This is a genomic window from Novosphingobium marinum (assembly GCF_013408095.1).
GTDB classification, from domain to species: Bacteria; Pseudomonadota; Alphaproteobacteria; order Sphingomonadales; family Sphingomonadaceae; genus Novosphingobium; species Novosphingobium marinum.
In genome coordinates this window covers 351,999-375,703 of the sequence record NZ_JACBZF010000001.1, presented here as the reverse complement: position 1 = coordinate 375,703, position 23,705 = coordinate 351,999, and the positions used below count along the sequence as shown (strand labels likewise).

General features: G+C 63.3%; 24 protein-coding genes. 10 read left to right on the top strand and 14 right to left on the bottom strand.

Going from position 1 to position 23,705, the window contains the following annotated elements; translation table 11 throughout:
* Positions 1-72: 72 nt before the first annotated feature.
* From FHS75_RS01805 to FHS75_RS01785, 5 genes are all read left to right on the top strand, one after another.
* Positions 73-450 carry a limonene-1,2-epoxide hydrolase family protein gene (locus tag FHS75_RS01805; RefSeq protein WP_179406012.1) on the top strand — a complete coding sequence of 126 codons (378 nt, stop codon included), beginning with the start codon at positions 73-75 and terminating at the stop codon, positions 448-450.
* A 108-nt stretch (positions 451-558) separates the two neighbouring features.
* Positions 559-1,953, top strand: a complete 1,395-nt coding sequence (locus tag FHS75_RS01800; protein WP_179406011.1) for an aromatic ring-hydroxylating oxygenase subunit alpha — start codon at positions 559-561, stop codon at positions 1,951-1,953.
* A gap of 150 nt (positions 1,954-2,103) precedes the next feature.
* Entirely contained in the window at positions 2,104-3,237 is a 1,134-nt protein-coding gene (locus FHS75_RS01795; protein ID WP_179406010.1) for an epoxide hydrolase family protein, read from the top strand.
* 75 nt (positions 3,238-3,312) lie between these two features.
* Positions 3,313-3,705: a nuclear transport factor 2 family protein gene (locus FHS75_RS01790; protein WP_179406009.1), complete on the top strand. Its 393-nt coding sequence runs from the start codon at positions 3,313-3,315 to the stop codon at positions 3,703-3,705.
* Positions 3,706-3,727: 22 nt separating this feature from the next.
* The gene (locus FHS75_RS01785; protein WP_179406008.1) at positions 3,728-4,579 is read left to right on the top strand and encodes a metal-dependent hydrolase; all 852 of its coding nucleotides are present in this window, start codon (positions 3,728-3,730) and stop codon (positions 4,577-4,579) included.
* Between the two features lie 14 nt (positions 4,580-4,593).
* Here FHS75_RS01785 and FHS75_RS01780 read toward each other — a convergent pair whose 3' ends face one another.
* From FHS75_RS01780 to FHS75_RS01760, 5 genes are read right to left on the bottom strand one after another with little or no spacing between them, the layout of a single operon-like run.
* Positions 4,594-5,874, bottom strand: a complete 1,281-nt coding sequence (locus FHS75_RS01780; protein WP_179406007.1) for a hypothetical protein — start codon at positions 5,872-5,874, stop codon at positions 4,594-4,596.
* Positions 5,875-5,884: 10 nt separating this feature from the next.
* Complete coding sequence (locus tag FHS75_RS01775) at positions 5,885-7,084, bottom strand: cytochrome P450 (RefSeq protein WP_179406006.1); 1,200 nt, start codon at positions 7,082-7,084, stop codon at positions 5,885-5,887.
* The gene (locus tag FHS75_RS01770) at positions 7,081-8,031 is read right to left on the bottom strand and encodes an NAD-dependent epimerase/dehydratase family protein (RefSeq protein ID WP_179406005.1); all 951 of its coding nucleotides are present in this window, start codon (positions 8,029-8,031) and stop codon (positions 7,081-7,083) included. The genes FHS75_RS01775 and FHS75_RS01770 overlap by 4 nt, the downstream gene beginning before the upstream one ends.
* Positions 8,032-8,065: 34 nt before the next feature.
* On the bottom strand, positions 8,066-8,995 hold the full coding sequence (gene kce, locus FHS75_RS01765; protein WP_179406004.1) for a 3,5-dioxohexanoate:acetyl-CoA acetone transferase: 930 nt from the start codon (positions 8,993-8,995) through the stop codon (positions 8,066-8,068).
* Between the two features lie 34 nt (positions 8,996-9,029).
* Complete coding sequence (locus tag FHS75_RS01760) at positions 9,030-10,151, bottom strand: NADH:flavin oxidoreductase (RefSeq protein WP_179406003.1); 1,122 nt, start codon at positions 10,149-10,151, stop codon at positions 9,030-9,032.
* A gap of 225 nt (positions 10,152-10,376) precedes the next feature.
* Between FHS75_RS01760 and FHS75_RS01755 the strand changes: the two genes are divergently transcribed.
* Entirely contained in the window at positions 10,377-11,192 is an 816-nt protein-coding gene (locus FHS75_RS01755) for a tyrosine-protein phosphatase (protein WP_179406002.1), read from the top strand.
* On the top strand, positions 11,189-11,983 hold the full coding sequence (locus FHS75_RS01750; protein ID WP_179406001.1) for an enoyl-CoA hydratase-related protein: 795 nt from the start codon (positions 11,189-11,191) through the stop codon (positions 11,981-11,983). Before FHS75_RS01755 ends, FHS75_RS01750 begins: the two co-directional genes overlap by 4 nt.
* Positions 11,984-11,992: 9 nt before the next feature.
* Here FHS75_RS01750 and FHS75_RS01745 read toward each other — a convergent pair whose 3' ends face one another.
* From FHS75_RS01745 to FHS75_RS01730, 4 genes are read right to left on the bottom strand one after another with little or no spacing between them, the layout of a single operon-like run.
* On the bottom strand, positions 11,993-12,829 hold the full coding sequence (locus FHS75_RS01745; protein ID WP_179406000.1) for an SDR family NAD(P)-dependent oxidoreductase: 837 nt from the start codon (positions 12,827-12,829) through the stop codon (positions 11,993-11,995).
* A gap of 33 nt (positions 12,830-12,862) precedes the next feature.
* Positions 12,863-13,360, bottom strand: a complete 498-nt coding sequence (locus FHS75_RS01740) for a hypothetical protein (RefSeq protein ID WP_179405999.1) — start codon at positions 13,358-13,360, stop codon at positions 12,863-12,865.
* Positions 13,357-14,454: a phosphotransferase family protein gene (locus FHS75_RS01735; RefSeq protein WP_179405998.1), complete on the bottom strand. Its 1,098-nt coding sequence runs from the start codon at positions 14,452-14,454 to the stop codon at positions 13,357-13,359. The genes FHS75_RS01740 and FHS75_RS01735 overlap by 4 nt, the downstream gene beginning before the upstream one ends.
* 17 nt (positions 14,455-14,471) lie before the next feature.
* The gene (locus tag FHS75_RS01730; RefSeq protein ID WP_179405997.1) at positions 14,472-15,371 is read right to left on the bottom strand and encodes an SDR family NAD(P)-dependent oxidoreductase; all 900 of its coding nucleotides are present in this window, start codon (positions 15,369-15,371) and stop codon (positions 14,472-14,474) included.
* Positions 15,372-15,595: 224 nt separating this feature from the next.
* On the opposite strand from FHS75_RS01730, the gene FHS75_RS01725 reads away from it, so the two are divergent.
* Positions 15,596-15,826, top strand: a complete 231-nt coding sequence (locus FHS75_RS01725; RefSeq protein WP_179405996.1) for a biotin/lipoyl-containing protein — start codon at positions 15,596-15,598, stop codon at positions 15,824-15,826.
* Here the strand turns inward: FHS75_RS01725 and FHS75_RS01720 are convergent.
* From FHS75_RS01720 to FHS75_RS01705, 4 genes are all read right to left on the bottom strand, one after another.
* Complete coding sequence (locus FHS75_RS01720; protein ID WP_179405995.1) at positions 15,819-17,270, bottom strand: FAD-dependent oxidoreductase; 1,452 nt, start codon at positions 17,268-17,270, stop codon at positions 15,819-15,821. The genes FHS75_RS01725 and FHS75_RS01720 overlap by 8 nt on opposite strands.
* 6 nt (positions 17,271-17,276) lie before the next feature.
* Positions 17,277-18,548, bottom strand: coding sequence for a cytochrome P450 (locus FHS75_RS01715; RefSeq protein ID WP_179405994.1), 1,272 nt, complete (start codon positions 18,546-18,548; stop codon positions 17,277-17,279).
* A gap of 34 nt (positions 18,549-18,582) precedes the next feature.
* Positions 18,583-20,022 (bottom strand): aromatic ring-hydroxylating oxygenase subunit alpha, encoded by a 1,440-nt coding sequence (locus FHS75_RS01710; RefSeq protein WP_179405993.1) that lies wholly within the window; start codon positions 20,020-20,022, stop codon positions 18,583-18,585.
* Positions 20,023-20,124: 102 nt separating this feature from the next.
* Positions 20,125-20,883: an SDR family NAD(P)-dependent oxidoreductase gene (locus FHS75_RS01705; RefSeq protein WP_179405992.1), complete on the bottom strand. Its 759-nt coding sequence runs from the start codon at positions 20,881-20,883 to the stop codon at positions 20,125-20,127.
* A gap of 413 nt (positions 20,884-21,296) precedes the next feature.
* On the opposite strand from FHS75_RS01705, the gene FHS75_RS01700 reads away from it, so the two are divergent.
* Both FHS75_RS01700 and FHS75_RS01695 read left to right on the top strand, forming a co-directional pair.
* Positions 21,297-21,740, top strand: a complete 444-nt coding sequence (locus tag FHS75_RS01700) for a nuclear transport factor 2 family protein (protein ID WP_179405991.1) — start codon at positions 21,297-21,299, stop codon at positions 21,738-21,740.
* 23 nt (positions 21,741-21,763) lie between these two features.
* A complete protein-coding gene (locus FHS75_RS01695; protein ID WP_179405990.1) occupies positions 21,764-22,768 on the top strand; it encodes a hypothetical protein in 1,005 nt (334 codons plus the stop codon).
* Between the two features lie 51 nt (positions 22,769-22,819).
* On the opposite strand, the gene FHS75_RS01690 is transcribed toward FHS75_RS01695, so the two are convergent.
* Positions 22,820-23,620 (bottom strand): enoyl-CoA hydratase/isomerase family protein, encoded by an 801-nt coding sequence (locus tag FHS75_RS01690; protein ID WP_179405989.1) that lies wholly within the window; start codon positions 23,618-23,620, stop codon positions 22,820-22,822.
* Between the last annotated feature and the right edge of the window lie 85 nt (positions 23,621-23,705).

Below are 23,705 nucleotides of genomic sequence, written 5' to 3'. Positions count from 1 at the left end.
GACGCGGTCCTGTCTGGCCGTGTCTGCTGCCCTGCTATACTGCGGGCGAACTGTTGCGAGGGAGAGAGCAAGATGGACAACAAGGCCGTGGTCACTGCCTTCATCGATGCATGGAACGAACTGGACTGGACGACGATCGAAAGCCTGCTTGCCGAGGATATCGCTTACCAGAACATGCCGTGGGAACCGTATCACGGGCGCGAGGCGGTCATGGAAAGCCTGAAGTCTCTCGGCGTCGAGGAATCGGACTGGATCACGCACAACCAGATCGGCGAAGGCGATCTGGTCATCAACGAGCGTACCGATCGCGTGAGAATGAACGGAGTGTGGAAGTCCGTAAAGCTGATGGGCATTTTCCGCCTGCGCGACGGACTGATCTGCGAATGGCGCGAGTACTTCGATCCCGGCGAGCTCGCCCACGACATTCCTCCACCCGAACACGCTCGATAGTACCGGAAGGTCCCCAAGAAAAAGGGACGCATGCGCATCAATTTGACCGGCGTCAAAGAGCCGCGTTTTGGCGCGCCGTAATCTGGCTCGAGAAAGAGGAGTCGGAAAATGGCAACCAAGGTCGAACGCGAACAAGACTATCTCAAGGGTTTCGGTACGGACCTTTCCCCTACCTGGCGCGCGCTCGCCGAGGCTGACAGTCACACCGTCGAACCATCGCTGTGCAAGGAGAACTCGCCGTTTCTCGGCGACGAGCCGATCCCCGCGCAGCGCTACACCTCGCACGACTACCACCGGCGCGAAGTCGAAAAGGTCTGGAAGAAGACCTGGCAGGTCGCCTGCCGCGAGGAGGAGATTCCCGATGTCGGCGACCACCTCGTCTACCGGATCGCGGGCTTGTCGTTCGTCGTGGTGCGGACCGCGCCCGAGGAAATCAAGGCCTTCCGCAATGTCTGCCTCCACCGCGGTCGCGAACTGGTCGACTGCAGCGGCAAGGGAGCGGAATCCTTTCGCTGTCCGTATCACGCCTGGACGTGGAGCATCGACGGTTCGCTGAAGGGATTTCCCGGCAAGTGGGACTTTCCTACCGTCCAGGACGGCAGCCACGACCTGCGCGAAGCGAGGGTTGGCCGCTGGAACGGCTTCGTTTTCATCAACCCCGACCGAGATGCCGGTTCGCTGGCCGATCACCTTGGCGGCATCGACATGCATTTCGCCGACTGGCCGCTCGACCGGCGCTTCACGCTCTGGCACGTCCGCAAGACGATCCGCTCTAACTGGAAAGTCGCGATGGAGGCCTTCCTCGAAGCCTACCACCTCGCCATGACCCACCCGCAGGCGCTGCCCTCGGTGAGCGAGCACGGCACGCAATACGACGTATGGCAGGAGGGCGATGCGGCCTACAGCCGCTCGATCACGCCGACCGCCGTGCCGAGCCATCACGCCCGGAACGGCTCGACGAAGGAAGCGCTCGAGGTGCAGTGGGCCTTGCTCAACGGCCTGCGCATGGACGAACTCCCGCCCCTGCCCGAGAACATCACCGACCGGGCGAGCCTTGCCGAGTGGCGCCGCGAAAAACTCGCCGAGATGACCGGCGCGGATTACTCGGCGCTGTCCGATGCAATGGTGCTCGATTCCATCCAGTACTGGCTGTTCCCGAACTTCTGCCCGTGGCTTGGCGAGGGCCTGCCGCTGACGTACACGTTCCGGCCCGATCAGGACTCGGCCGATACGTGCTACATGGACGCGTGGATGCTCGTGCGCTTGCCCGATGGCGCCCCGACCCCTGCCGCTCCGGCGATCATCGAACTCGGACCCGACGATCCCTTCGAGCCGCACATCGGCGCGATGGGCGAAATCTTCGATCAGGACGACTTCAACATGCCGATGGTGCAGCAAGGCATGAAGCAATGGCCCGAGGATGTGCCCGGTGTGACGCTGGGGCGCTATCAGGAAAGCCGCATCCGCTTCTTCCATCAGGTACTGGAGGAGCGTCTCGCGTAACGGTTTCACCGCGCGCGCCGACACGCAAGCGCGTTTCCTGCGGCCTCCGAATCCGCGAACGAAAATTCGCTAGCATACGACTGGACCTGCTGGCCTGGTTGGCCGATAGTGCGCCGGCGCAAGATCGCGCCGGCCCTGTCGGAGTTCCACTTGTCCAGAATAGAACCCTATCAGATCGCGGTGCCGCAGGCCGACCTCGACGACCTGCGCGAAAGGCTGGACCGCACGCGCTTCCCCGAGGACGAAACGGTGGATGGCTGGGTGCAGGGCGTCCCCCTTTCCCGGATGAAGGACCTCGTCGCCTACTGGCGGGACGGGTACGACTGGCGAGCATGCGAGGACCTGCTCAATCGCCACGGTCAGTACCGCACGACGATCGACGGCCTCGATGTTCATTTCATGCACGTCAGGTCGCGTCACGAAAACGCGTTGCCTCTGGTCCTGACGCACGGATGGCCGGGATCTATCCTCGAATTCCTCGATGTCATCGAGCCCCTGACTGATCCCGAAAGTCACGGGGGATCGGCGAACGAGGCCTTCCACCTCATCATCCCCTCGCTACCTGGCTACGGTTTCTCCGGCAGGCCTGCAGAAGCGGGCTGGGGCGTGGAACGTATCGCGCGGGCGTGGGCTGAACTCGTTTCGCGACTAGGCTACGATCGTTTCGTCGCCCAGGGAGGGGACTGGGGTTCGGCTGTCACCATCCAGCTCGGCCGGCTGGCCCCCGATGGCCTTCTGGGCATCCACCTAAACATGCTATCGGCAAGACCGGCGACACTCGACGAGGAGCTCGACCCCGACGAGGTAAAGGCGGTCGAGAAGCTGGATCACTTCCAGAATGTCGAGTCGGCTTATGCGCGACTGCAGGCGACGAGGCCCCAGACCCTGGGTTACCTGCTGGCCGATGCACCGGCTGGCCAGGCCGCGTGGATCTACGAGAAATTCCAGCGGTGGAGCGATTGCAACGGCGATCCCGAAACCATCTTTTCGCGCGACCGGATGCTGGACAACATAACTCTGTACTGGCTGACGAACACGGGCGCATCGTCTGCCCGCCTCTACTTCGAGAGCATGGGGAGTTTCCGGCCCATCACGGTCGATCTGCCCGTCGGCCTGAGCATTTTCCCGAAAGAGATTATCCAGGCACCGCGCAAGTGGGCAGAAAGCGTGTTCTCGAACATCGTCTACTGGAACGAGCCCGATCGTGGAGGGCATTTCGCCGCATTCGAACAGCCGGAGTTGTTCGTCAACGAATTGAGGACCTGCTTCGCAAGGATGCGCTGAGCCGACGTGCGGCCTGCAACAACCGGATGCGATGCATCGAAGAGTGCGATACATGTTTTGAAGAGGAGATGGATGATGTCGCAATTGACTGCACGACAGGTCGTCGAGGCCTTTTTCTCCGACTGGGAGACCGGGTTCGTCGGCTCTTTCGAAAAATGGATTGCCGAGGATGCGGTGTGGCAGAACACCGGCATGCCGGACGTGGCAGGCAAGCCGGCGATCATGGAGCATCTGCGCAAGTACAACGATATCACAAACATGCCTTACGGACGGGTGGAAATGATCAACATCATGTCCGAGGGCGATACGGTGCTGACCGAGCGCATCGATCACCTCTGGGGCGAGGGCCCTGAGCGGCACAGCGTGAAGATCATGGGCGCGTTGCAGGCACGTGACGGCAAGATCGTGCGCTATTCCGACTACCTCGACATCCGGGCATTCGAGCCGGAAAAATTCGAGGACGCCTGACACCCGAAAGGGGTACCCAGCGATGCTTACCGTTCGCAAACCGGAACTGGACCAGCGGTCGACGCCACTGGTGTGGTCGCGCGTTCCGGAATTCGCGCTCTACAACAACGGCTCCTCGATCTGCATTCCGTACTACGAGCACTTCCTGAACAATGTCGCGAAGGAAGTGCGTGACGAGCATTGCGGTTCGCGCCCGGAGCTCCGCGAAACGCTGGACCTGTTCATCAGGCAGGAAGCGACACATGCGCGCTATCATACGGATTTCAACCGGCGGCTGCTGGGCGATGACAATCCGGAGCTGGAAGCGATCGTCGCGGAACTGGTCGAGGATCTGAGGAAGCTTCGCAAGAACCGATCGCTCGCCTTCAACATGGCATTCTGTGCCGGATTCGAGAACACGGCGACGTTCTCTGCACTCTACCTTTTCCAGCATTGCGACGACCTGTTCGAAGGCGCCGATGCGCGGGGGGCGAACCTTTTCCTGTGGCATGTCGCCGAGGAGTTCGAGCATCGCAGCGTTTGTCACGACGCATTCCACGCCATCTCGGGGAACTGGCTAGTTCGCGTATCCGCCCTCGCCTATTCGTTCTGGCACGTCGGCCACTATTTCGACCGCGCCGCAGCAGTCGTGCTCAGGCAGTGGCGCGAGACACTTTCGGAAGAAGAGCGCAGCGCCTCCGTGCAGCGTGAGCGAATGCTCAAGCGCAGGCAGATGCGGTTCATTCTGCCGCGCCTGCGTCACCTGGTGATGCCCGGCTTCGATCCGGCAAGCTTCGAGGTGCCTCCAAAGATCGCAGCGGCGCTCGACCACTTCGCTGGCGAAGAGCCGATTCACCGGCACTTCAATCAGACATGGGACGAGCGGACTGCCTGAAGCTCAATCGACGCTCAGCCGACCTTTTCGATCAGCGCCCCAATATCCTTGCGTCGCCATTCGGAAAGGAAAACCCGCATGAGCTGAAGCTGGGCTCGCGGAATGAAAAGCTGCCTCAGCCTCGCATCGGCCCGATCCTCCAGCTTCTCGAAATCCGGAATCTCATTGGCAAGGAGCGATGGCGCGTCGAGCATCCAGGCTGATCCGAGTACCGCTATCGCCAGGCTAACGTCCTCGTCGAAGCGGGATGCATCGAGCGCGGGCCCGCCCTTCGCCGCATACTCGGCGAGCAGGAGCGACTGGAGGTGCGCGTCGTGCCTGGCGATGAAACCGGTCTCTGCCGCGCAATACATGCCGTAGTACGATTGCGCGATGTTGCCCTGACCAACACCGCCCCAGTCGAGTTGTCCCGATTGCATCGTCCCGTCGTCACCGCGCCAGAACCAGGCATTGTCGGGATTCATGTTCCAGTGAATCAGAGCGATCGCATCGTCATGCGAATAGATGCGTTGCCAGATCGACCGCTCCTTCCCAAGAACGCGTCGCGCTCCATCGGCGAACGCGTCCAGAAAGGCGGAGTCGGCCAGACCATCGGGAAGCAATTGCGGAGCACGGTCCGCAAAATCCCGCAGGATCGCAAGCTTCTCGTCGAGTTGTGCCCGGTCGAAGGGAATGACCTGAAGCAACTTCTCGTTCGAAGGATCGAAGGGGAATGCCTCTTCGACTTCGCCTTCGAACCTACCCGATTTGTGAAAGGCTGCGAGCGCCGCAATCGCGCGGGTCTGGGCCTCGTAAACCGGCAGCAGATCATCGTGCTCGTAGTCGACCGCCTTGTCCATCGCGTGAAGCACGCCGCCGCGCCCGTAAGGAACGCGGCTCGTGATGAGCAAACCGGTCTTGTCCGCCGCGCTGTACCCGGCGAACATGCATTCCGGAACGTTGAGGGGAAACTCCGAACGGCGCGAGAGCAGTGCGAAGCGCACCTCTGGATCCATGACGGGCGAAAAGAGGTCGCGCAGAGGATCTCCGAACTCGCGGGTGAACTTGGCAAAGAGCTCGGTGGGTCGGTCGGTCGGCTTATCGTAGCGAACGTCGAAGACGACCTTGCGGCCCATTCCCCCGCCGAAGAACTCCTCCCACCGGGTGATCGCCGCGACGGAATTGTCTGGAGCAAGCGAGCCGATGGAATGGAACAGGCGAGTGAGCATAGCCGCGCCGCCCGCTTCGAGTTCATCGAGACTCACCGGGAAGACGGTGCCCGTGTGATCGCAGGTTACTTCGGTCGGATAGGTCATGAGCCGCCGCCTACGAGGGCCACTGGAGCGGGAGGTAATTCACCGTGTTCGCACGACCGGAGAATACCCTCGGCACTTCCCCCGGCTTGATCTCGAATTCCGGGATCCGCGCCAGCCACTCCCTGAGGAACACGCGCAATTCGGTGCGCGCAAGGAATGCTCCGATGCACTGGTGAGGACCGTTGCCGAAAACCAGGCTGCGCTTGTTCTTGCGATCGAAATCGACGGTCAGGGGATCGTCGTACTGGCGGTCGTCCACGGAATCCATCGAGGTCGGGGTCAGGATCATGTCCCCGGCCTTCATCGTCACTCCCTCGTACACGGTATCGGCTACCACCTCGCGGGCGATGTTCGCGGTCTGGTGGCGGCGCATCAGTTCCTCGGTTGCGGAATGGATGCGATCGGGGTGCTCGGCCAGGAGCCGGCGATGATCGTCGTGGCGGGCCAGGTGCATCGCGAAGAAGCTCATCATCCCGGCCACGGTATCGAGCCCGCCGGCAAGTAGCAGGGCACCCATCAGCCGCGCTTCCTCCCCGGTGAGTTTCCGCCCGCCATCGATCGTGCCCGTCACGATGGCGCTCAGCATGTCGCTGCCGGGATTCCTGCGCCGCTCTTCGAGCTTTACATCGAGGTAGGCGAAAGCCTCTTCAAAACCCTTCGCCTGCTCGATCTCGTCTCCGCGCACCATCTTCTCGGCGATGCCGAGCAGTTCGAGCCGGTCGTCGGCAGGCAGATCGACCAGGCTCAGAAAAATGCCGATGGGCATTACGAGCGCGAATTCGGACACGAACTCGCACTCGCCCCTGTCGATGAAACCCTCGATCAGTTCGATGCATAGCGATTTTGCATCCTTCTCCATCGTCATCATCGCCTTGGGCGTGAACCATGGGGCGATGAGCCGCCGGAATTCGCCATGCAGCGGCGGGTCGATCTCGATCGGCGGCAGCGAGAAGGGCTTGCCGGCTGCCGGAACGGTCTGGCGGCGAGAGGAAAACCTCTCGTAGTCGGCAAGGACCTCGGCCAGCGTATCGTGCCGGGTCACGACCCAGTGCCCGCCATTGTGCGGCGTATAGAATATTTCCGGATAATCGTGGAGCCGCGCCCACCAGTGCCAGAGCTCTTCGCCCTCGACGTGGGTCAGGTAATTGAAATCACGGACGAGGTGCGGATCGACGTGGCCGGGTACTGGCAAGGTCGCGGTGTCGCTCATGCACTTTTCTCCGGCTTGCGCACCCAGGACGGAACCTCTCGCTCTTTGGCTTCGCGGTAAACCGGGTTGCGGCATTCCTCGAGCAGGTCGAGCCGATCCTCGCGCGGCGCCCAGCCCAGTTCCTCGCGAGCACGAGGGCTGCGCTGCCGGCTGCATGAGGGCAGCACGATCTTGGCCATGAAGGGATCCCAGATCTCGCAGCCCTCTTCGACGCTGACGCTTCTCGTCGGAACATCGAGCTCGTTCGCGATGACCATGGCCATCACGCCGTACGATACTTCCCCGCTGACGGCGAAGTAGAGCGCCCCTGCCCGCCCCTTTTCGATGGCGAGCCGATAAAGCTCCGCCAGATCGTCGACATGGACGTTCGAATAGACGTTGAGGCCGCGCCCGATGTGGCAAACCGCGCCCGTGGCGCGGGCAGAGTGGTAGAAGTCCTCGACCATCCTGCACCCGCCGTTGCCCCAGATCAGCGGCGGGCGCACGACGATTCCACGTACCCCACGCTCGGCGGCCCTGCGGACCTTGCCTTCGATCTCCAGACGCGGGGCGATCTGACGGCGCGGCGTGAAGGGTTCGTCCTCTGCGAAGCTGCGCTCGTCCCAGTCGCCGCCGGTGGGGATCGACATAAGGCTGGTGCCGCTGGTGAAGATGAAGCAGGCGTCGGTCCCGGCCATCGTGTCGAGCATGACGCCGGTAACCCGGTCCTCGTCCTCGAGCATGAGTTGCGCTGCCCACACGACGGCATCGTAGCCTTCGACGAGGCCCGGTATCGAGGCGTCGTCGGACAAGTCGCCCATCACAGGCTCGGCACCGATGGCCCGCGCGGCCTGCGCCGCCTTTTCGGAGCGCGCGAATCCCGAAACCGCATAACCGCTGCGAACGAGGTGCTTCGCGATGTGCTCACCCACGTAGCCGCTCGCACCGAAAACCATGACCTTCTTCATCGTAAATCGCCTTCCGGGGACAAGCGTCCCGCCTTCAGAACGCCACCTTGTCGCCGCCCTTGAGAGAGAGGATTTCGCGCGCTTCGTCGGGAGTGGCGATTTCGCCGCCCAGCCCCTCGATGATCTGGCGGACCTTGTGCACCTGCGCGGCGTTGGTTTCGGCAAGCTTGCCCTTGCCGATCCACAGGCTGTCCTCGAGCCCGACGCGAACGTGGCCGCCCATGCTCGCCGCCATCGCCGCGACCTTCATCTGGTTGGCGCCGGCACCGAGGACCGACCAGCGGTAGTTTTCGCCGAAAAGGCGATCCGCGGTCCGCTTCATATGCATCACGTCCTCCTGATGCGCGCCGATGCCGCCCAGCAGGCCGTGGCAGGTCTGGATGAATAGCGGCGCCTGGACCAGCCCCTCGGTCCAGAAGTAATGCAGGTTATAGAGGTGGCTGGTGTCGTAACATTCGAACTCGTAGCGGGTGCCGGTCTTGTTCAGCGTATCAAGGGCGTAGCGGATGTCCTTGAACGAGTTCCGGAAAACGAGGTCGTGGCTGGCCTCGAGCATCTCCGGCTCCCATTCGAACTTGAACTCGGTGTGCCGCTTCAGCATCGGGAAAAGCCCGAAGTTCATAGAGCCCATGTTGAGCGATGCGACTTCCGGCTGCCATGTCTCGGCCGGCTTCACGCGAAATTCCACGGGCATGTAGGGCGAGGCGCCGGTCGTGATGTTCACGACGACATTCGACCCCTGCTTGATGACCTTGAGGAAGGGATCGAAGTCCTCGGGCGTATGGACCGGCTTGCCCGTTTCCGGATCGCGGGCGTGGAGGTGGACGATGGCTGCGCCGGCCTCCGCGGCTCCGAGTGCGCTCTCGGCAATTTCCTGCGGAGTCACCGGCAGGTGCGGCGACATCGAGGGCGTATGGATCGATCCGGTGATCGCGCAGCTGATAATCGTCTTGTTACGGGCCATCTTTCTCGTTCTTTTCCGTTCGTCGTTGTCTGGGTCAGTTGAGCGCGAGGAGGACTTCCTTCGTATAGGGAGCGGCTTCCGCCAGCCGCCCTTCGCGCAGTTTCAGGGGCCATTGGGGGTCAGCCAGAAGCGCACGACCGATGGCTATCAGGTCGAATTCGTCGCGTTCCATGCGGCGCAGAAGCTCGTCGACGTCGGTCACGTCGCCGCCCTTCCCCTCGAGGAGCGATTCGAGCATCTCGCTCGACAGCCCGACCGAACCCACCGCGATGGCGGGCTTCCCGGTCAGCTTCTGCGCCCATCCGGCAAGATTGATGTCCGACCCGTCGAATCCGGGCTCCCAGAACCGCCGCTGCGACGCGTGGAAAATGTCCACGCCCGCATCTGCCAGGGGTTCGAGCAGCGAGGCGAGCTCCTGCGGAGTCGAAGCCAGCCTGGCTGCGTAATCCTGTTGTTTCCACTGCGAAAAGCGGAAAATGATCGGGAAATCCGGCCCTGTCGCGGCCCGGCAGGCGCGAACCGCCTCGATCCCGAAACGGGCGCGCTCGGCAAGGGTGCGCCCTCCCCATCCATCGCTCCGGCGATTGGTAACGTCCCAGAAGAACTGGTCGATCGCGTAACCGTGCGCACCGTGAAGCTCGACAGCGTCGAACCCGGCAGCCATCGCTTGCCGGGCGCCCTTGCCGTATGCTTCGATCGCGTCCTCGATCTCACGCTCGGTAGACCCGTTGGAAATCTTCTCGTCGACCCCGATGTAGCCTGAGGGGGTCAGTTTGACCGTGCTTACGTCAGTCGCTGCTTCGTAGAGGTTTTCGAGATCGTGCTTCTGCGTCAGCCCCACGTGCCAGAGTTGCGGCGCGATCTTGCCTCCGGCCTCTTGTACGGCGGCTACGACCCGGCGCCAGCCCGCGATGGCGTCTTCCCCGTAGAAGCGGGGAACGGCTTCCTCGTTCGACGCACTGGGGTGGTCGATCCACGTACCCTCGGTGATGATGAGCCCGATGCCGGCGGCAGCGCGCCGCGCGTAGTATTCGGCGACATCGGCGCCCGGCACGCCACCGGGCGAAAGTGCGCGGGTCATCGGCGCCATGACGAGGCGGTTGGGCAGATCGAGCTTCGGCGAGCGAAAAGGTCTGAAAACGACAGATGCGTCCACTGGCAGGTTTACCTCTCCAAGTTCTGCGGTCGCAGTGCCGTCGCCGATGCCAGGCAGCGCACACGGCCCGATTGTTTTCTGGCTCCCGAGATCAAGGCCGTAACATAGCGTATTATCTCCCGCAAGATCGCCCGACGGCTTGGCAATACCGTGTGACAGCAGTTGTGCTGCAGGACGTTTCGATTATGTACGCCGGCATACCATTCCGGCGCGGAGGCAAGCAAAATGACCGATTCGACGCGCGATCCCCGGCATCTTCCTCTCGCGGGAGCGCACAACTTCCGTCGGATCGAGGGCTGGCGCAGCCCGGATGGTGCGCGGATCGCTCCCGGCCTGCTTTACCGATCCTCCGGACTGCAGGACCTGACCGACGACGACCTGTCGGTCGTTCGCAGCCTGGGCATATCCCATATCGTCGACCTCCGCAGCCAGGACGAGCGCGAACGAGAGCCGAGCTGCTGGCCCGAGGACAGCAGCGCGACGGTCTGGGCGCGGGCAGAGAGCGCGGCAGCTGCGGACCTGAGGCGCTACATCAGTCTCGGCATCTCGGACGTCGAGGAACTGGCAGCCAGATTGAAGGGCCTCTACGGGGATTTCCCCGTCGACCTCGCGAGCGCCGTCAGAGAGTCGCTGCGGCAGATGATCGAAAAGCCGGGAGCACCGGTCATGATCCATTGCGCTGCCGGCAAGGACCGCACCGGGTTTGTCGTGGCCGCGGTACTCCAGGCGCTGGGCATCGCCGAAGAGGATATCGTTTCCGACTACCTGATGACCAACCAGAGTTACGATGCCGCCTGCCGCCGCTTTTCGGGCCGCCTCCACCTTGCCGAACTCGAAAAGCGGTCGCCGGGTGCGATGCACGTGCTGCTCATGGCGCATCGCCACTACCTCGACGCCTCGTTCGACCGGATCGCCCGCGACTGGGGCTGCTTCGACGCATACCTGCAAGAAATGGCCGGCATCGGGCCGGAGGAAAAGGAACACTTGCGGAGCAGCTTCCTTGTCGAGAGGGCCGCCACAAAAGATAGCTTTCGGCAATGAGCGACAAAGTGCCCGCGAGTGAACTCCGTTTTTGCAGCGTGGAGCGCGATGGTGCCGTCGCCACCGTCACGCTCCTTCGCCCCGAACGGCTGAACGCGCTTCACCCTGCGGCCCATCACGAATTGCATGCGGTATTCGAGGACCTGGCGGGAGACCGGGACCTGCGCTGCATCATCCTGACCGGCACCGGCAAGGCCTTCTGCGCCGGCTACGACCTTCTCGACAACCTCGAGACGGGGGTAATGGAACTCGCCGAGACGGGATTTGCGGGACTGACGCTCAGGGCTTCCTACCCCCTGCCGCTGATTGCCGCGGTCAACGGCATCTGCATGGGCGGCGGCTTCGAGCTTGCGCTGACCTGCGACCTGATCGTCGCATCGGAAAAGGCCGTTTTCGCATTGCCCGAAGCGAAGGTCGGATGGTCGCCTGTGGGCGGCGGTGCGCAGCGGCTGCCGCGTGCCATCGGGGACAAGCGTGCGGCGGCGATGCTGCTTACCGGGATGAACGTGACGGCAAAGCAAGGCGAGCGCTGGGGCTTCGTGAACGAAGTGACCGCGCCCGAAGACCTGATGGCGGCGGCCCTCTGCTGGGCCGATCGCATCGTCGAATGTGCGCCGATCGCGATCCGCTGCAATCGCGAGGTGTCGCGCGAATCGTTCACGATGCCACTGTCCGAAGCTCTCGATCCCGGCCGCTGGCCGGCCGCCGACGAAGTCATGCGCAGCGAGGATGCGCAGGAGGGGAAGCGCGCCTTCGCGGAGAAGCGAAAGCCCGTCTGGAAGAACCGCTGACGGCTCCGGTCAGCCTGCGAACATCTGAGCGAACATCGCGTCCATGTCGCGATCGGACAAGCTGCCCGCCGCTCCGACAAGCTGCCCGGCATCGTCGCCGACGAGGTAGCGCGGCTGCGGGTCTTCGCTCGTAAGCGCTTCCACGATGGCTTCGGCAACGGCTTCGGGCGGCGAGGCGGTTCCTTCGTGACTTGCCTTGGCTGCGGCCTGAAAGCCCCTGTAGAGCGAACCGTAGCGAGCGTCCTCCTCCGCACTCAGCGACTCGATGGCGGCGGCGTTGTCGCGCAGCTGCGCGTCGACCATGGGCGTCTTCACGCCCCCCGGCAGGACGAGCGAAATCGACACGCCTTGCGGCGTGGCCTCACGTCGCATCGCATCGCCCAGCCCTTCAAGCGCGAACTTGGACGAGCTGTAGACGCCAACGAACGCCATCGATGCCTTGCCCGACATCGAGGATACCATGACGAGCCGTCCCTTGCTCTTGCGCAAGGCGGGCAGCGCCGCCTGGTAGATCGCGAGGTCGGAAAGCACGTTCACGTCGAACACGCGTCGCGCAGTCTCGAGATCCGCCGACTCGAGTGGCCCCAGCGGCGCAATGGCTCCACATACGGCTACACCGTCGAGCGTATCCAGCTGATCGATCTGCCTGGCGAGGACGGTCCGGACCGCCTGCGGATCGGACAAGTCGATGCGGAGGGTCTCCACGCTGTCGTCCGCCTTGCGAACGGCAGTATCTTCGGCCTCGTTCAGCACTGTCGCGATCACGCGGTGCCCTCCGGCACGAAGAGCCGCAACGGTGCTCGACCCGACGCCGCCCGCGCCTGCGACTACGATATAGGTTGCCATGCTCGGTCCTTTCCCAACTGTGATGGTTTTGATCTAGCGTCGCGGGCCCTGGCCCGAGAATGCCGGCTCGATCAGCTTCGCTTCGTCGGTAAGCTGCAATCCGATGTATTCGCGCACGGCCTCGTGGATGTCCGCCGCTTCGCTGTCGCCTTCGTCGCGAGCATGGAGGAGCTCCTGCACCTCGACGAGTGCGCCCCGCAGCGCGAGCGCCGCCGAGCCCAGCGCCTCGAGACTGCGATAGGACCCGACCGCCCGTTCTTCCCCGGCAAGCAGGTCGCGGACGGAACCGGGATTGCCTGCGCCTCGCGATTCCATCCAGTCAGCGGTGCGGGAAAGCAGTGCTGACAGCCGGGCAATGTCGGTCGTGAGGAATTCGCCTTCGTGTTCGATCCGTAGCGCGACATGGCGGAGCAGATGCTCGATCGTCGCTGCCGCGCTCCGCGCCTCGATGTCGTCGAGCTTCGGGACAATGTCGCGGCTGAAGGTCGTCTGCACCGTGGCAAGAACTTCGAGGCAGGTGGGATGGATCATCCGCTCTTCTCCCGATCCTTGTCGAACATCTCGATCGATTCGTTCATCTCTTCGAACAGCGCCGGGTCTGCGGGCGGGCCGATACCGATGGCGTGCGCCATGACGCGGCGCACCGTGTGCTGCGGTTCGGTGGTCGTCCAGCTCTGCCGCACCGTGGCATCGCGGCTGGCGCGCACGACGGTGGTGGTATAGGCGAACATGACCATCCGCCCGAACAGCCGGGCGAGCTGGTAATAGCGCACATTGTCCATCGACACCGGGACACGCGCGCACTCGTTGTAATAGGCCACGGCCTTCTCGTGATCCCAGACGCGCTCGCCGCCGATATCGATGGGCTCGACGAAACCCTGCACCATCGCAAGATCGCTGGCCGGATCGCCGACGATCGCTTCTTCCCAGTCGCTCATTGCGACGATGCGACCGTCGCGGAAAACCTCTTCGCCGAGGCCGTTCGTGCCCTTGCAAAGGCTGACCCGCCCCGCGACCGGCGCCTTTTCGCGCAGCACCGCCAGCGCCTCGAGCATGAGTGGCTGCGGCTCGCCCCGGAAGCGCTCGAACCGCTTCATCAGCAGGTCGAGATAGAACAGGGCAGCGCGCGATTCATCTTCGGGCGCGCCGAAGAATTCGCCGAAGCCTGCCGCGCGCCAGTCGGCATCGTGGACGACGGCAAGGGCGCGCATGTGTTCCTGCGAGGCAGATAGCCGGGCCCGCGCCCCGTCCTCATCCGAACCCGTGAAGCCGGCGACCTGCCACGAGCCCTCTACGGTTTCCCGCAGGTAGAACGGGCGCGGCGTTTTTGCCGGATCATCCTCCCAGATAAGCGCGCGGGCATGCGGCACGTCGGTTTTCCCGAGCGCGGCATAGCAGGCATATTCACGGTCTAGCGGCGTCGGATCGCCAGCCCCTGCCGGGTGATCCGCGCGCAACGTCACGCGTTGCTCGGCACCGTCGTCTGTCTCGTAGCGAGCGAACCACGTCTGTCGCGAGGTGCCGCGCGTAAATCGCTCGAATTGCGAAACCGAAACCGGCTCGCCGAGCGCATTGCCCATGTATTCGGCGAACCACTCGGCGGAAAAGTCGGCAGGGATAACCATGCGCTCTTCCCGGCGGATCAGACGTCGTGCCAGGTGTCCCTGTCAATGCCGGCGTTGGGACGCGCGAAGCGGACGATCTTCTTCATCTCTGCATCGATTTCTGTCGGGTCCATCGAGGCATCGGTGCGTGGGCCGTGCTGCCAGCTTTCGAGCACCGAGTATCCCCAGCCCCAGGCTTCGAACACCCGGCCGCTGATCGGGGCCGACTGCGTGCTCGACAGGTAGGCGACCAGCGTCGCGATCCAGTCGGGCGCGCGCAGGCGCTCCTGTTCCTCGGTCAACTCGCGCAGGCCCTCGGTCATGCGGGTCTGGGCACGCGGTGCGATGGCGTTGAGGCGCACGCCGTAGCGACCCAGTTCGCGTGCCGCGACGATCGTCATCGTGGCGATACCGGCCTTGGCCGCCGCGTAGTTGGTCTGGCCGATGTTGGCGAACATGGCGCTGTGCGAGGTGGTGTTGACCACGGTCGCGTCGAATTTCTCGCCTGCCTTGCTCTTGGCCCGCCAGTAGTTCGCCGCATGGTGAAGCGGTGCGAAAGTGCCCTTGAGGTGGACCTTGGTGACGTTGTCCCAGTCCTCCTCACTCATGTTGATGAGCATGCGGTCGCGGATGATGCCGGCGTTGTTCACCAGCCCGTCAAGGCTGCCGAAGGTGTCGACGGCCTGGTCGATCATCTCCTTGGCGGCATTCCAGTCCGAGACGTCGGCGGTGTTGATCGCAGCCTTGCCGCCGATCCTCTCGATTTCGGAAACGACTTCCTGCGCAGGAGTCTGGTCGGCCCCTTCGCCGGCGGCCGAAGAACCAAGGTCGTTCACGATCACGTTGGCGCCGTGCTTGGCAAGCATCAGCGCATGTGCGCGGCCGAGACCACGGCCTGCCCCGGTAACGATGACGGTACGACCTTCAAGCAACGACATTGCAATCTCCCATGTCACGATTTCTCGCTTCGCCCAGCAACAGGGCCCCGAAGCACGATCCAGAAAAGCTGGCTAATCAGGCAGGATTGCAGAATCAAGGAAAAACGTTCGCTGGCGCACCTTCTTTCGCGGTCCGTCATCACACGACCGGATGTCGCCATTGACGAAGGAAGTAAGCTTGCGTATCGGATTGGCGAAACGCCTTGCCGGGGAAGGACTGACAGATGGCTACCGAGGTTGTACTACCGAAACTGGGATTTTCGATGAACGAGGGCGTCTTGGCTGAATGGCTCGTCGCCGACGGCGGGGAAGTCAAGGAAGGCGAGCCGCTGTTCGCCCTCGAAAGCGACAAGTCGACCCAGGAAGTCGAAGCGCCCTGCTCGGGCACGCTCAAGATCATCAAGGAGACCGGCGAAACCTACCCCGTCGGCACGGTCCTCGCCGAGATCAGCTGATAGCGTGCTGCTTTCCGGACGGTGAGCGGGCAGCCACGCCAGAAGCGTTACGTCCCGCCACTCGTCCGAAGAATGACCCCGACGACAACGTCATCCCGCTGCCATAACCCTTGGCGCTGGCGATGATCGAGACCGCGCAGCTGCCTGCGGCATAAAGTCCCGGTATGACCTTGCCGTCGGTTCCCAGAACCCGTGCTTCGGCATCGACCTTGAGGCCGCCCAGCGTGTGGTAATGATACTTCGCGGCGCCGACCGAGAGGTCGAAGGCGGCGTAAGGTGGATTGTCTAGCGGAGCGAGCCAGTCGGCGTACTTGCCGAGCAAGCGGTCGCAGCCGTCCCGCGCATCCTCGTTGTATTGCCGAACGGTATCCTCGAGCGAGCCTGCCGGCATCCCTAGTCCGCTTTCGGCCTCGGCCAGCGACTCCCACGCATCGATGAGCGAATAGTTGAAGAACTCCGCCAGTTCGGGATAGCCGAAGCACTCGCTGTCGAGCAGCAGGTAGGCCTTGCGCCCCGGTTGCTCGAAAATGTGTGCTGCGGTTCGCCCGTGATAGCCGTCCTCGGCCACGAAACGCTGGCCGAGCGCGTTGACGACGATCCCGCGGATTAGCTTTGGCGGCGGATAGAACGAGGCCGTCGCGTGCACCGCATCGAGTGCTTCGAGCGCCGCACCGACCGATGTGCCAAGCTCGATCCCCGAACCGTCGCTGTACGGCGTACCAATGGGTTCGGCGGCCTCGACCAGGAACGATGCCGATTTCTCCATCATCGCGGCATTCATCTGGTAGCCGCCGGTCGCCAGGATCACCCCGCCCCTTGCCCGTACTTCGAACTCCTCGCCTCCGGAGCGCAGGCGCGCGCCTACGATGCGCCCGCCTTCATCGCTCAGCAGTTCGGTGGCGCGCGTATCGGGCAGCACGTCGACTCCGGCCTCGGTGCACCTCTCGATCAGCGCTTCCATCGCGGGGAGTCCGGCATTGTCGCCTTCGCGATCGACGCGGTGTCCGCGCATCGCCGGCCGCGCAATCTCGCGGAAAGGCCAGACTTTCTCGTTGCCGGTGGACAGCAGCCCTTCCGGCGTCGGCGGGCACAGGTGCTTGTCGGGATAGAGGCTGCGCTGGAAGCGGATGCCTTGTGCCTCCAGCCAGTCGAAATGCTCGGGGCATCCCTCGCAGAACACGCGCAATATCGTCGGATCGCTCACTCCGCACGACGCTGCCATGAAGCGGAACATCTGCTCGGGATCGTCGTCGACGCCGAGGTCGCGCTGCAGCGCCGTGCCGCCGCCCATGTAGAATATGCCGGAGGACATGGCGCTGGTGCCGCCACCGCCGCCTGCCCGCTCGGCGATGGTGACCCGCGCGCCCCCGGCCCGCGCCGCCAGCGCGGCACAGGCGCCGGCGATCCCGTAGCCGATCACGAGAACGTCGGTTTCATGCTCCATCGCTGCTCAGGCCCGGGACGAGCGGTGAAAGATCACGGGAAGCTCGCTGATCGCGCGGAAGCCGAAAACGGGATCGTACGAAATATCTTCGGCGGGCCTCGCCAGCTCGATCCGGTCGAAGTTGTCGAGGATGGCGTTGAAGGCCTGACCCAGTTCCTCGCGCGCAAGGGCGCTGCCGGCACAGTGATGCACGCCCATGCCGAACGTGGTGTGAGCGGACTTGTTGGAGCGGTCGATGTCGAAGGCCAGCGGATCGTCGAAATGCTGTTCGGCATGGCTTCCCGATCCCCATAGCACGAACACGACATCGCCCTTCCTGAGCTGTACGCCGCCGAGTTCGACATCCTTAAGGACCGTGCGCGGCGTCGTGGTCGCCGGTGCGTCGCGGCGCAGGACTTCGGTGTAGAAATCCTTCACCAGGCTGCGGTCGGCCTTGAGCCGTGCCCAGAGGTCCGGGTCCTTCGCCAGGGTGAACAGCGCCGAGGACAGCGCGTTGCGGGTCGTTTCGTTACCCGCAATGATTGTGACGTGCGCCATCGACAACGCCTCGTCCATCGTCGCCAAGCGGCCGTCGAACTCTGCATTCGCATAGGCGCTCAGCAGGTTGTCGGCCGGGTTCTCGCGATACTCGAGCATGCGCTCGCGGAGGTAGGCGTATCCCTTTACGATGGTGTCGGTGGCCTTGAGCGCTCGATCCATCGGGTGAGTCGGGTCGACCAGATGGGTGAACTCGTCCGAATAATAGCGAAAGAACGCCGAGTCGGAATACGGTATGCCGAGGATAAGGCAGATCACCTTGAGCGGCAGCGGGACCGAGAATGCCTCGACGAAATTGAAGGGCTCACCGTCGGGAATGTCGGCGATGAGGCCTTCGATGATCTCTTCGATGCGAGGGCGCCAGTTCTTCACACTTCCCGGGCCGATCACCTCGGAGAGAACGTTTCGGTAGTGCAGCGAATCCGGCGGATCGGTCGACTGGAGCGTCATGACGACATTCATGCCGGCCGCCGCAAAGGCCTCGGCGATTTCGTCGGGAAAGCCGTCCCCCCAGCGCCAGACGCTCGCATCGGGCCGCGTGCTGAAATGGTCGTTGTTCCGCGTGATGAACTCGATCTCGTCGCGCCCGGCGGCTACGTAGACCGGCACCTTCGCGGGCACCGGAATGCGATAGACCGGTGCCTTCTCGCGCAGCATTTTCCAGCCGGCATGGGGGCAGGCCAGGTTCTGCGGATCGAAGAACTGGTAGCCTTCCGGGGTGGTCGGGTCTGCTTCTGCCATATGCGCTCTCTCGCTCCGGGGCTGCGTTCCCGGCCTATTTTTCGTTGTTGAGGTAAAGATCGAGCTCGGCGAGGAACTGCTGGATGCGGCGTTCCTGTTCCGAGAAGACGATCTTGCCCTTGAGGCCCTTGCTTTTAAGGCCCCTGTGGAAGGTGACCATGTTGTCGAGGTCCTGGATAAGGAGCTCGCTGCTGGGCGGATCCGCAACGTCTGCATGCTCGCGCGCCGGACGTGTCTCGCCGGTCACGTCGGCATCGGGATCGGCACCCATGTAGGCAGGCGGACGTCGTCCATCGGCAAGCTTGCGCGCCAGCACGATGTTGTCCCAGAAACCCTTCTCGGGATCGGTCGGATGCGGGCGGAAACGCATCACGAGGATGCCCTCGGGGTGCATGTTGAGCGTGACATTGGGGAACAGCGACGGATTCCAGTCGTCGGTCAGCTGGTTGTCGGTGAAGCCCTCGTAGGACATGCCGAACGGCTCGTTCTCGCGCTTGGCTTTCTGCATCGCGCGGCGGACCTGCGTGGCATCGCCCTTGAAGCGCGAAGCCTTCAGCCCGACCTCGTCCATCATGAACGCCAGCGCGGCATTGATGAAGCGCTGGTCGGGCCAGCGCTCGCTCACGACGCCGAGCGCGAAGAGGTTGCGGTTGTGCCCGTTCGGATAGAAATCGTACTGGACGAAGTGATCGTCGAACATCAGCTTCGCCTGTGGATGCGTGGCATGCGCATGGTAGGTCTCGTTGAAGACCGAGTACATCGTCTTCCAGTTCGCCGGGATCTCGACGGTGAGTTCTTTGATCACGAACATCTCGTCGATCCGGTAGGACGCGAGCATCGGAAGGAGATCGCCGTAGTATTCCTCGAACGGCATCGGGTCCTCGGAAAGGTTCACGAAGACCATGCCGTTCCATTCGCGCACGCTGACCGGTGTGAGGTCGAGATTCTCGCCCAGCGCCTCGCGCGAGAAGCTCTCGCGATCGGTGACGCGCACGTTCTTGCCCTTCAGGCTGTAGCGCCAGGAATGAACGATGCAGGTAAAGCAGTCGAAGCCAGAGCCGAAATCGTCCTGGACCAGCTCGTTGCCGCGATGCTTGCACACGTTGTAGAACGCCGAAACATCGCCCGGCGACGAGCGCACGACGATGAGCGACTGCGGCCCGATGTCGAACTTGAACCAGTCGCCCTTTTCCTTGAGGTCGCTCGAAAAGCCGGCGAGCAGCCAGGTCCGGCTCCACAGCCGCTGCTCCTCGATCGCCTTGTCGGCCTCGCCGATGAACCGGTCGGTCGAAACGACGCGATAGTCGGCGATATCGGGGTAGAGTTCGTCGAGGCGCCGGTCGGGCTTTTCCTCGTAGTCGGCGGTGTTTTCGCCGGGTTCGAGAACGAAGCTCTCCGGATCGGCCAGCACGTTCTTGATCGGCCGGTCGTTGAACCGGATCGCCGCGTAACGGGGTTTCGACTTGGTCGCCATCCTCTACTCCCGGCCTTTATTCCGGCCCATGTTTCGTTCCGGGCTTGCGGAACGTCCGGCGACGGAGGCGATCGCCCCGCGCCGCCGGCGAACCAACCCTGCTTAGAACTGGATGCGCTTGGTGAACCCGCCGTCGATGATCAGGTTCGCGCCGGTGATGTACTTCGCTGCCGGGCTGGCGAGGAAGACGAGCGCGGGTGCGACGTCGTCCGGATTGCCCATGCGGCCGAGCGGAATCTGCCCCTCGATGTTGTCGTACAGCTCGGGCATCGCGGCCTTGATGCCGTCCCAATTGCCGCCCGGGTAGGTGATCGGGCCGGGCGAGACGCTGTTGACGCGGATGCCCTTGGGGGCAAGCGCCTGCGAAAGCTGCGAGGCATAGGTGAGGAGGCCCGCCTTGATGGCGTTGAATGCCTGCGGGACGATGAAAGTCTCGACCGCCGCGGTGCTCGACATCATGATGATCGATCCGTCGCTCGACTTTTCGAGGTAGGGTTCGAGAGCCTCGACCGCGTCGACAGCGCCGAGTATGTCGATGCGAAAGCTTTCCTCCCAGTCCTGCGCACCCTGCGCGCCCGACGAGCTGATCGAGTGGACGAAGACGTCGCAGCCGCCGAGTTCGTCGGCGAGGCCGGACAGCATCGACTTGTAGTCGTCGCGATCCTCGAGCGAGAATTCGCGCGTGACGTACTTGCCGCCGTGCGAGCCCAGCTCGGAGGAGAGTTCCTTCAGCCCGTCGCCGCTGCGCGAGAACATGCCGATGTCGGCGCCTTCCTGTGCGAAGACCTTAACCGACTCGCGGCTCAGCCCCCGGGTCGCGCCGCCGATGATGACCTTCTTGCCCTTCAGTCCGAGATCCATCTAATTGCTCCTTGATTTCATGTAGGCAGGTTGATTGCCGCTAACGCGGGGATCGGAATCTTCAGGAAAGACGAGGGGTCGCGGGCTAGCCGGCGACCATTCTGGCAGCGCGGATACATTCGGCCGCTGCATGTTTCCTCTCCAATTCAGTCTTCCGCGCATTTCCCGGGCGGGTTGCATAATGGTATGCACGCATATCTTTTTGAGGACAAGCCTTTCGTCTCACCCTTTTGCGATCAACCAGCCAGGAAATGCGGTTCACGGCGCGTGCAACCTAACAAACTTGGGCGCGTCCGATACATGCCAAAAAGCTAGGGCGCGACGCGCGCTTGACTCGGCTTCGCCGAAGGTCATATTTAGTTCGCAAGCGACCCATATCTTCGAGGGCGCACGTCCGCGAGGGGAAGCGAGCAATGCACGACGACATCGAGGCAATCCGCCGGTTGAAGGCCCGGTACTTCCGCTTGATGGACGAGAAGGACTGGGCCGGACTGCGCGGACTTTTCGCTGACGACATCCATTTCGACGTGCGCGGCGGGCTGGGTCCGAGCAAGAAGGACGACACTTACGACGAACCGGCAATCGAGGGTGCCGATGAAGCCGTGGCGTTCCTGCGCAACGCGCTCGATGCGGTAGTCTCGATCCACCAGGGCTTCATGCCGGAAATCAGCATAGGGGAAGAAGGTCGCGCATCGGGCGTCTGGGCCATGGCCGACATCATCCGCGCTCCCGAAGGCGCGCCCTTCAGGGAACTGCGCGGTTATGGCCACTACCACGAGGAATACGTTCGCGCGGCAGACGGCTGGAAGATCGCAAGGCTGCGCCTGACGCGGCTTGCCGTCGACATCACAACCTGACGAGGATTCAAGGGAGACAACCAATGCCGCACGTGCCGGTGAACGACTATCCGTGGCAGGGGGAATTTCCCGACACGCCCAACTGGAGCGAAAACTTTCTGCTCGCCGGTCAGGACCCGAAGGCCGGCGTCGGTTTCTGGCTTCATTGCGGTCGCTGGCGCAAGGACCTCGAGATGTTCCGGGAGACCGTTCTTGTCCGCTTGCCGGACGGAACGGTCGCGGCGTCGCGGGCGATCGGCAACGCCAACTCCTCGCCCGAGGGACCGGGCGGACCGCATTACGCGATCAGGATCGTCGAGCCTGGCAGCAAACTGACCTATCGTTACAACGGCGGCGTGCGGCGCATTCCGTCCGAGCAGATGAAGCGCGAACTCGTCCCCGAAGGATCGCGCACGCCGATGAAATTCGATCTGGCTTTCGAATCGAATGCGGACGTCTGGGACCTGCACAAGGTGGGCGGATCGCAGGACTTCCTGCCTGCCGGGCACATCGAGCAAATCGGCCGGGTAACCGGTACGTTCACGGTCGGCGGCGAGGTTTTCGAGATCGACACGATCGCCAACCGTGATCACTCGCTCGGCCCGCGCGACAACAAGGAACTGAAAAATCACCAGTGGCACCAGGGATACTTCGAGAACGGGATAAGCTTCCTCGTCTTCGATGCGGTGGTGCGGACGGGCGACAGGGTCGTCTTCTCCGAAGCGGCGGTCTACGAAGGCGACAAGCTCTACGAGGCGGAACTCGAACTGCCCTGGCGCTGCGAGGATGCTGCGCGCGACCATGATCCGGTGCGCTTCAAGCTCCATTACGCCAACGGCACGCTCGATATCGAAACGACCGAGTACATGTCCGATTCGTACGGCTCGCTGACTTCGCCCAACGACCAGTACGTCGGCGTGTACCAAAGCGATGGCGAACCGACACTCGTCCTGGCAGAGCAGTCGGTGCGTCTCATGCTGAACGGCTCGGTCCCGGGCTACGGATGCTTCGAACGGACCATCAACGGCCGGGTGATACCCGAGGAATAACGACGCGGAGGGCCGTCGCTGTGCCGACGGCCCTGCCCGTTCCGCTTCCGGTCAGGACCAGTAGGCCTGGTCCATCGTTTCCCCGTCGGTAAAGCGCTTCTGGTAGGATCGCATGCGCTCGACGCTGTCCGGATTGGCGAAGAGCGACTGGCTGATCGTCTGGTCGTTGTCGATGCCTTCGCTTTGATTGAGGTCCTCGTCCTCGCCGAGCATCTTCTTCATGCCGGCGACCGCCTGCGGCGGATGCGAGGCGATGAGCTTCGCCATTTCCAGCGCGGTTTCGACCGCCTTTCCTTTCTGCACGACGCGGTTGATGCCGCCGAGTTCATAGACTCTTTGCGCCGTCAGCGGCTGGCCGGTAAGGACGACCTCCGCCGTCACCGTGCGACCAATCAGGCGCATCAGGCGCGAGGTGCCGCCGATGCCGGTGCCGACGCCGATGATGACTTCTGGCTGGCTGAAACGGACATGATCCTCCGCCACGCGGAGGTCGCAGGCCCAGCCGAGCTCGCAGCCGCCGCCCGAGGTATCCCCGTCGATCGCGGCAATCGTGACGACCGGCCCGCGGTTCAGCGTCTGGAGGCTACGGAACCATCCGGCCGGATCGCCCGTGGCCTCCCTGCCCTCGACCAGGTTCACGATGTCTTCGAGATGCGAATGGTGGAGCCAGTGGCCCTCCACCGACGAGGCCAGCACGACCACGCGTGCCCCCTTCCCGATCGCTTCGTCCAGAGTGTCGGCAAGGTGCGACGTGGTCGCGCACGTCGTGAGATGGGCAGCCACACCGCCGTCGCCGACGGTCAGGAGCGCCACGCCGTCTTCCGGCCATTCCAGTGTGACATTGCCAGACATTCAGCCGATCTCCCAGATTGGTGCGGCGGTCATTCGCCGCCTTGCGTTATGGTTCGCTTACACACTATCTTGGCGACTACCAATG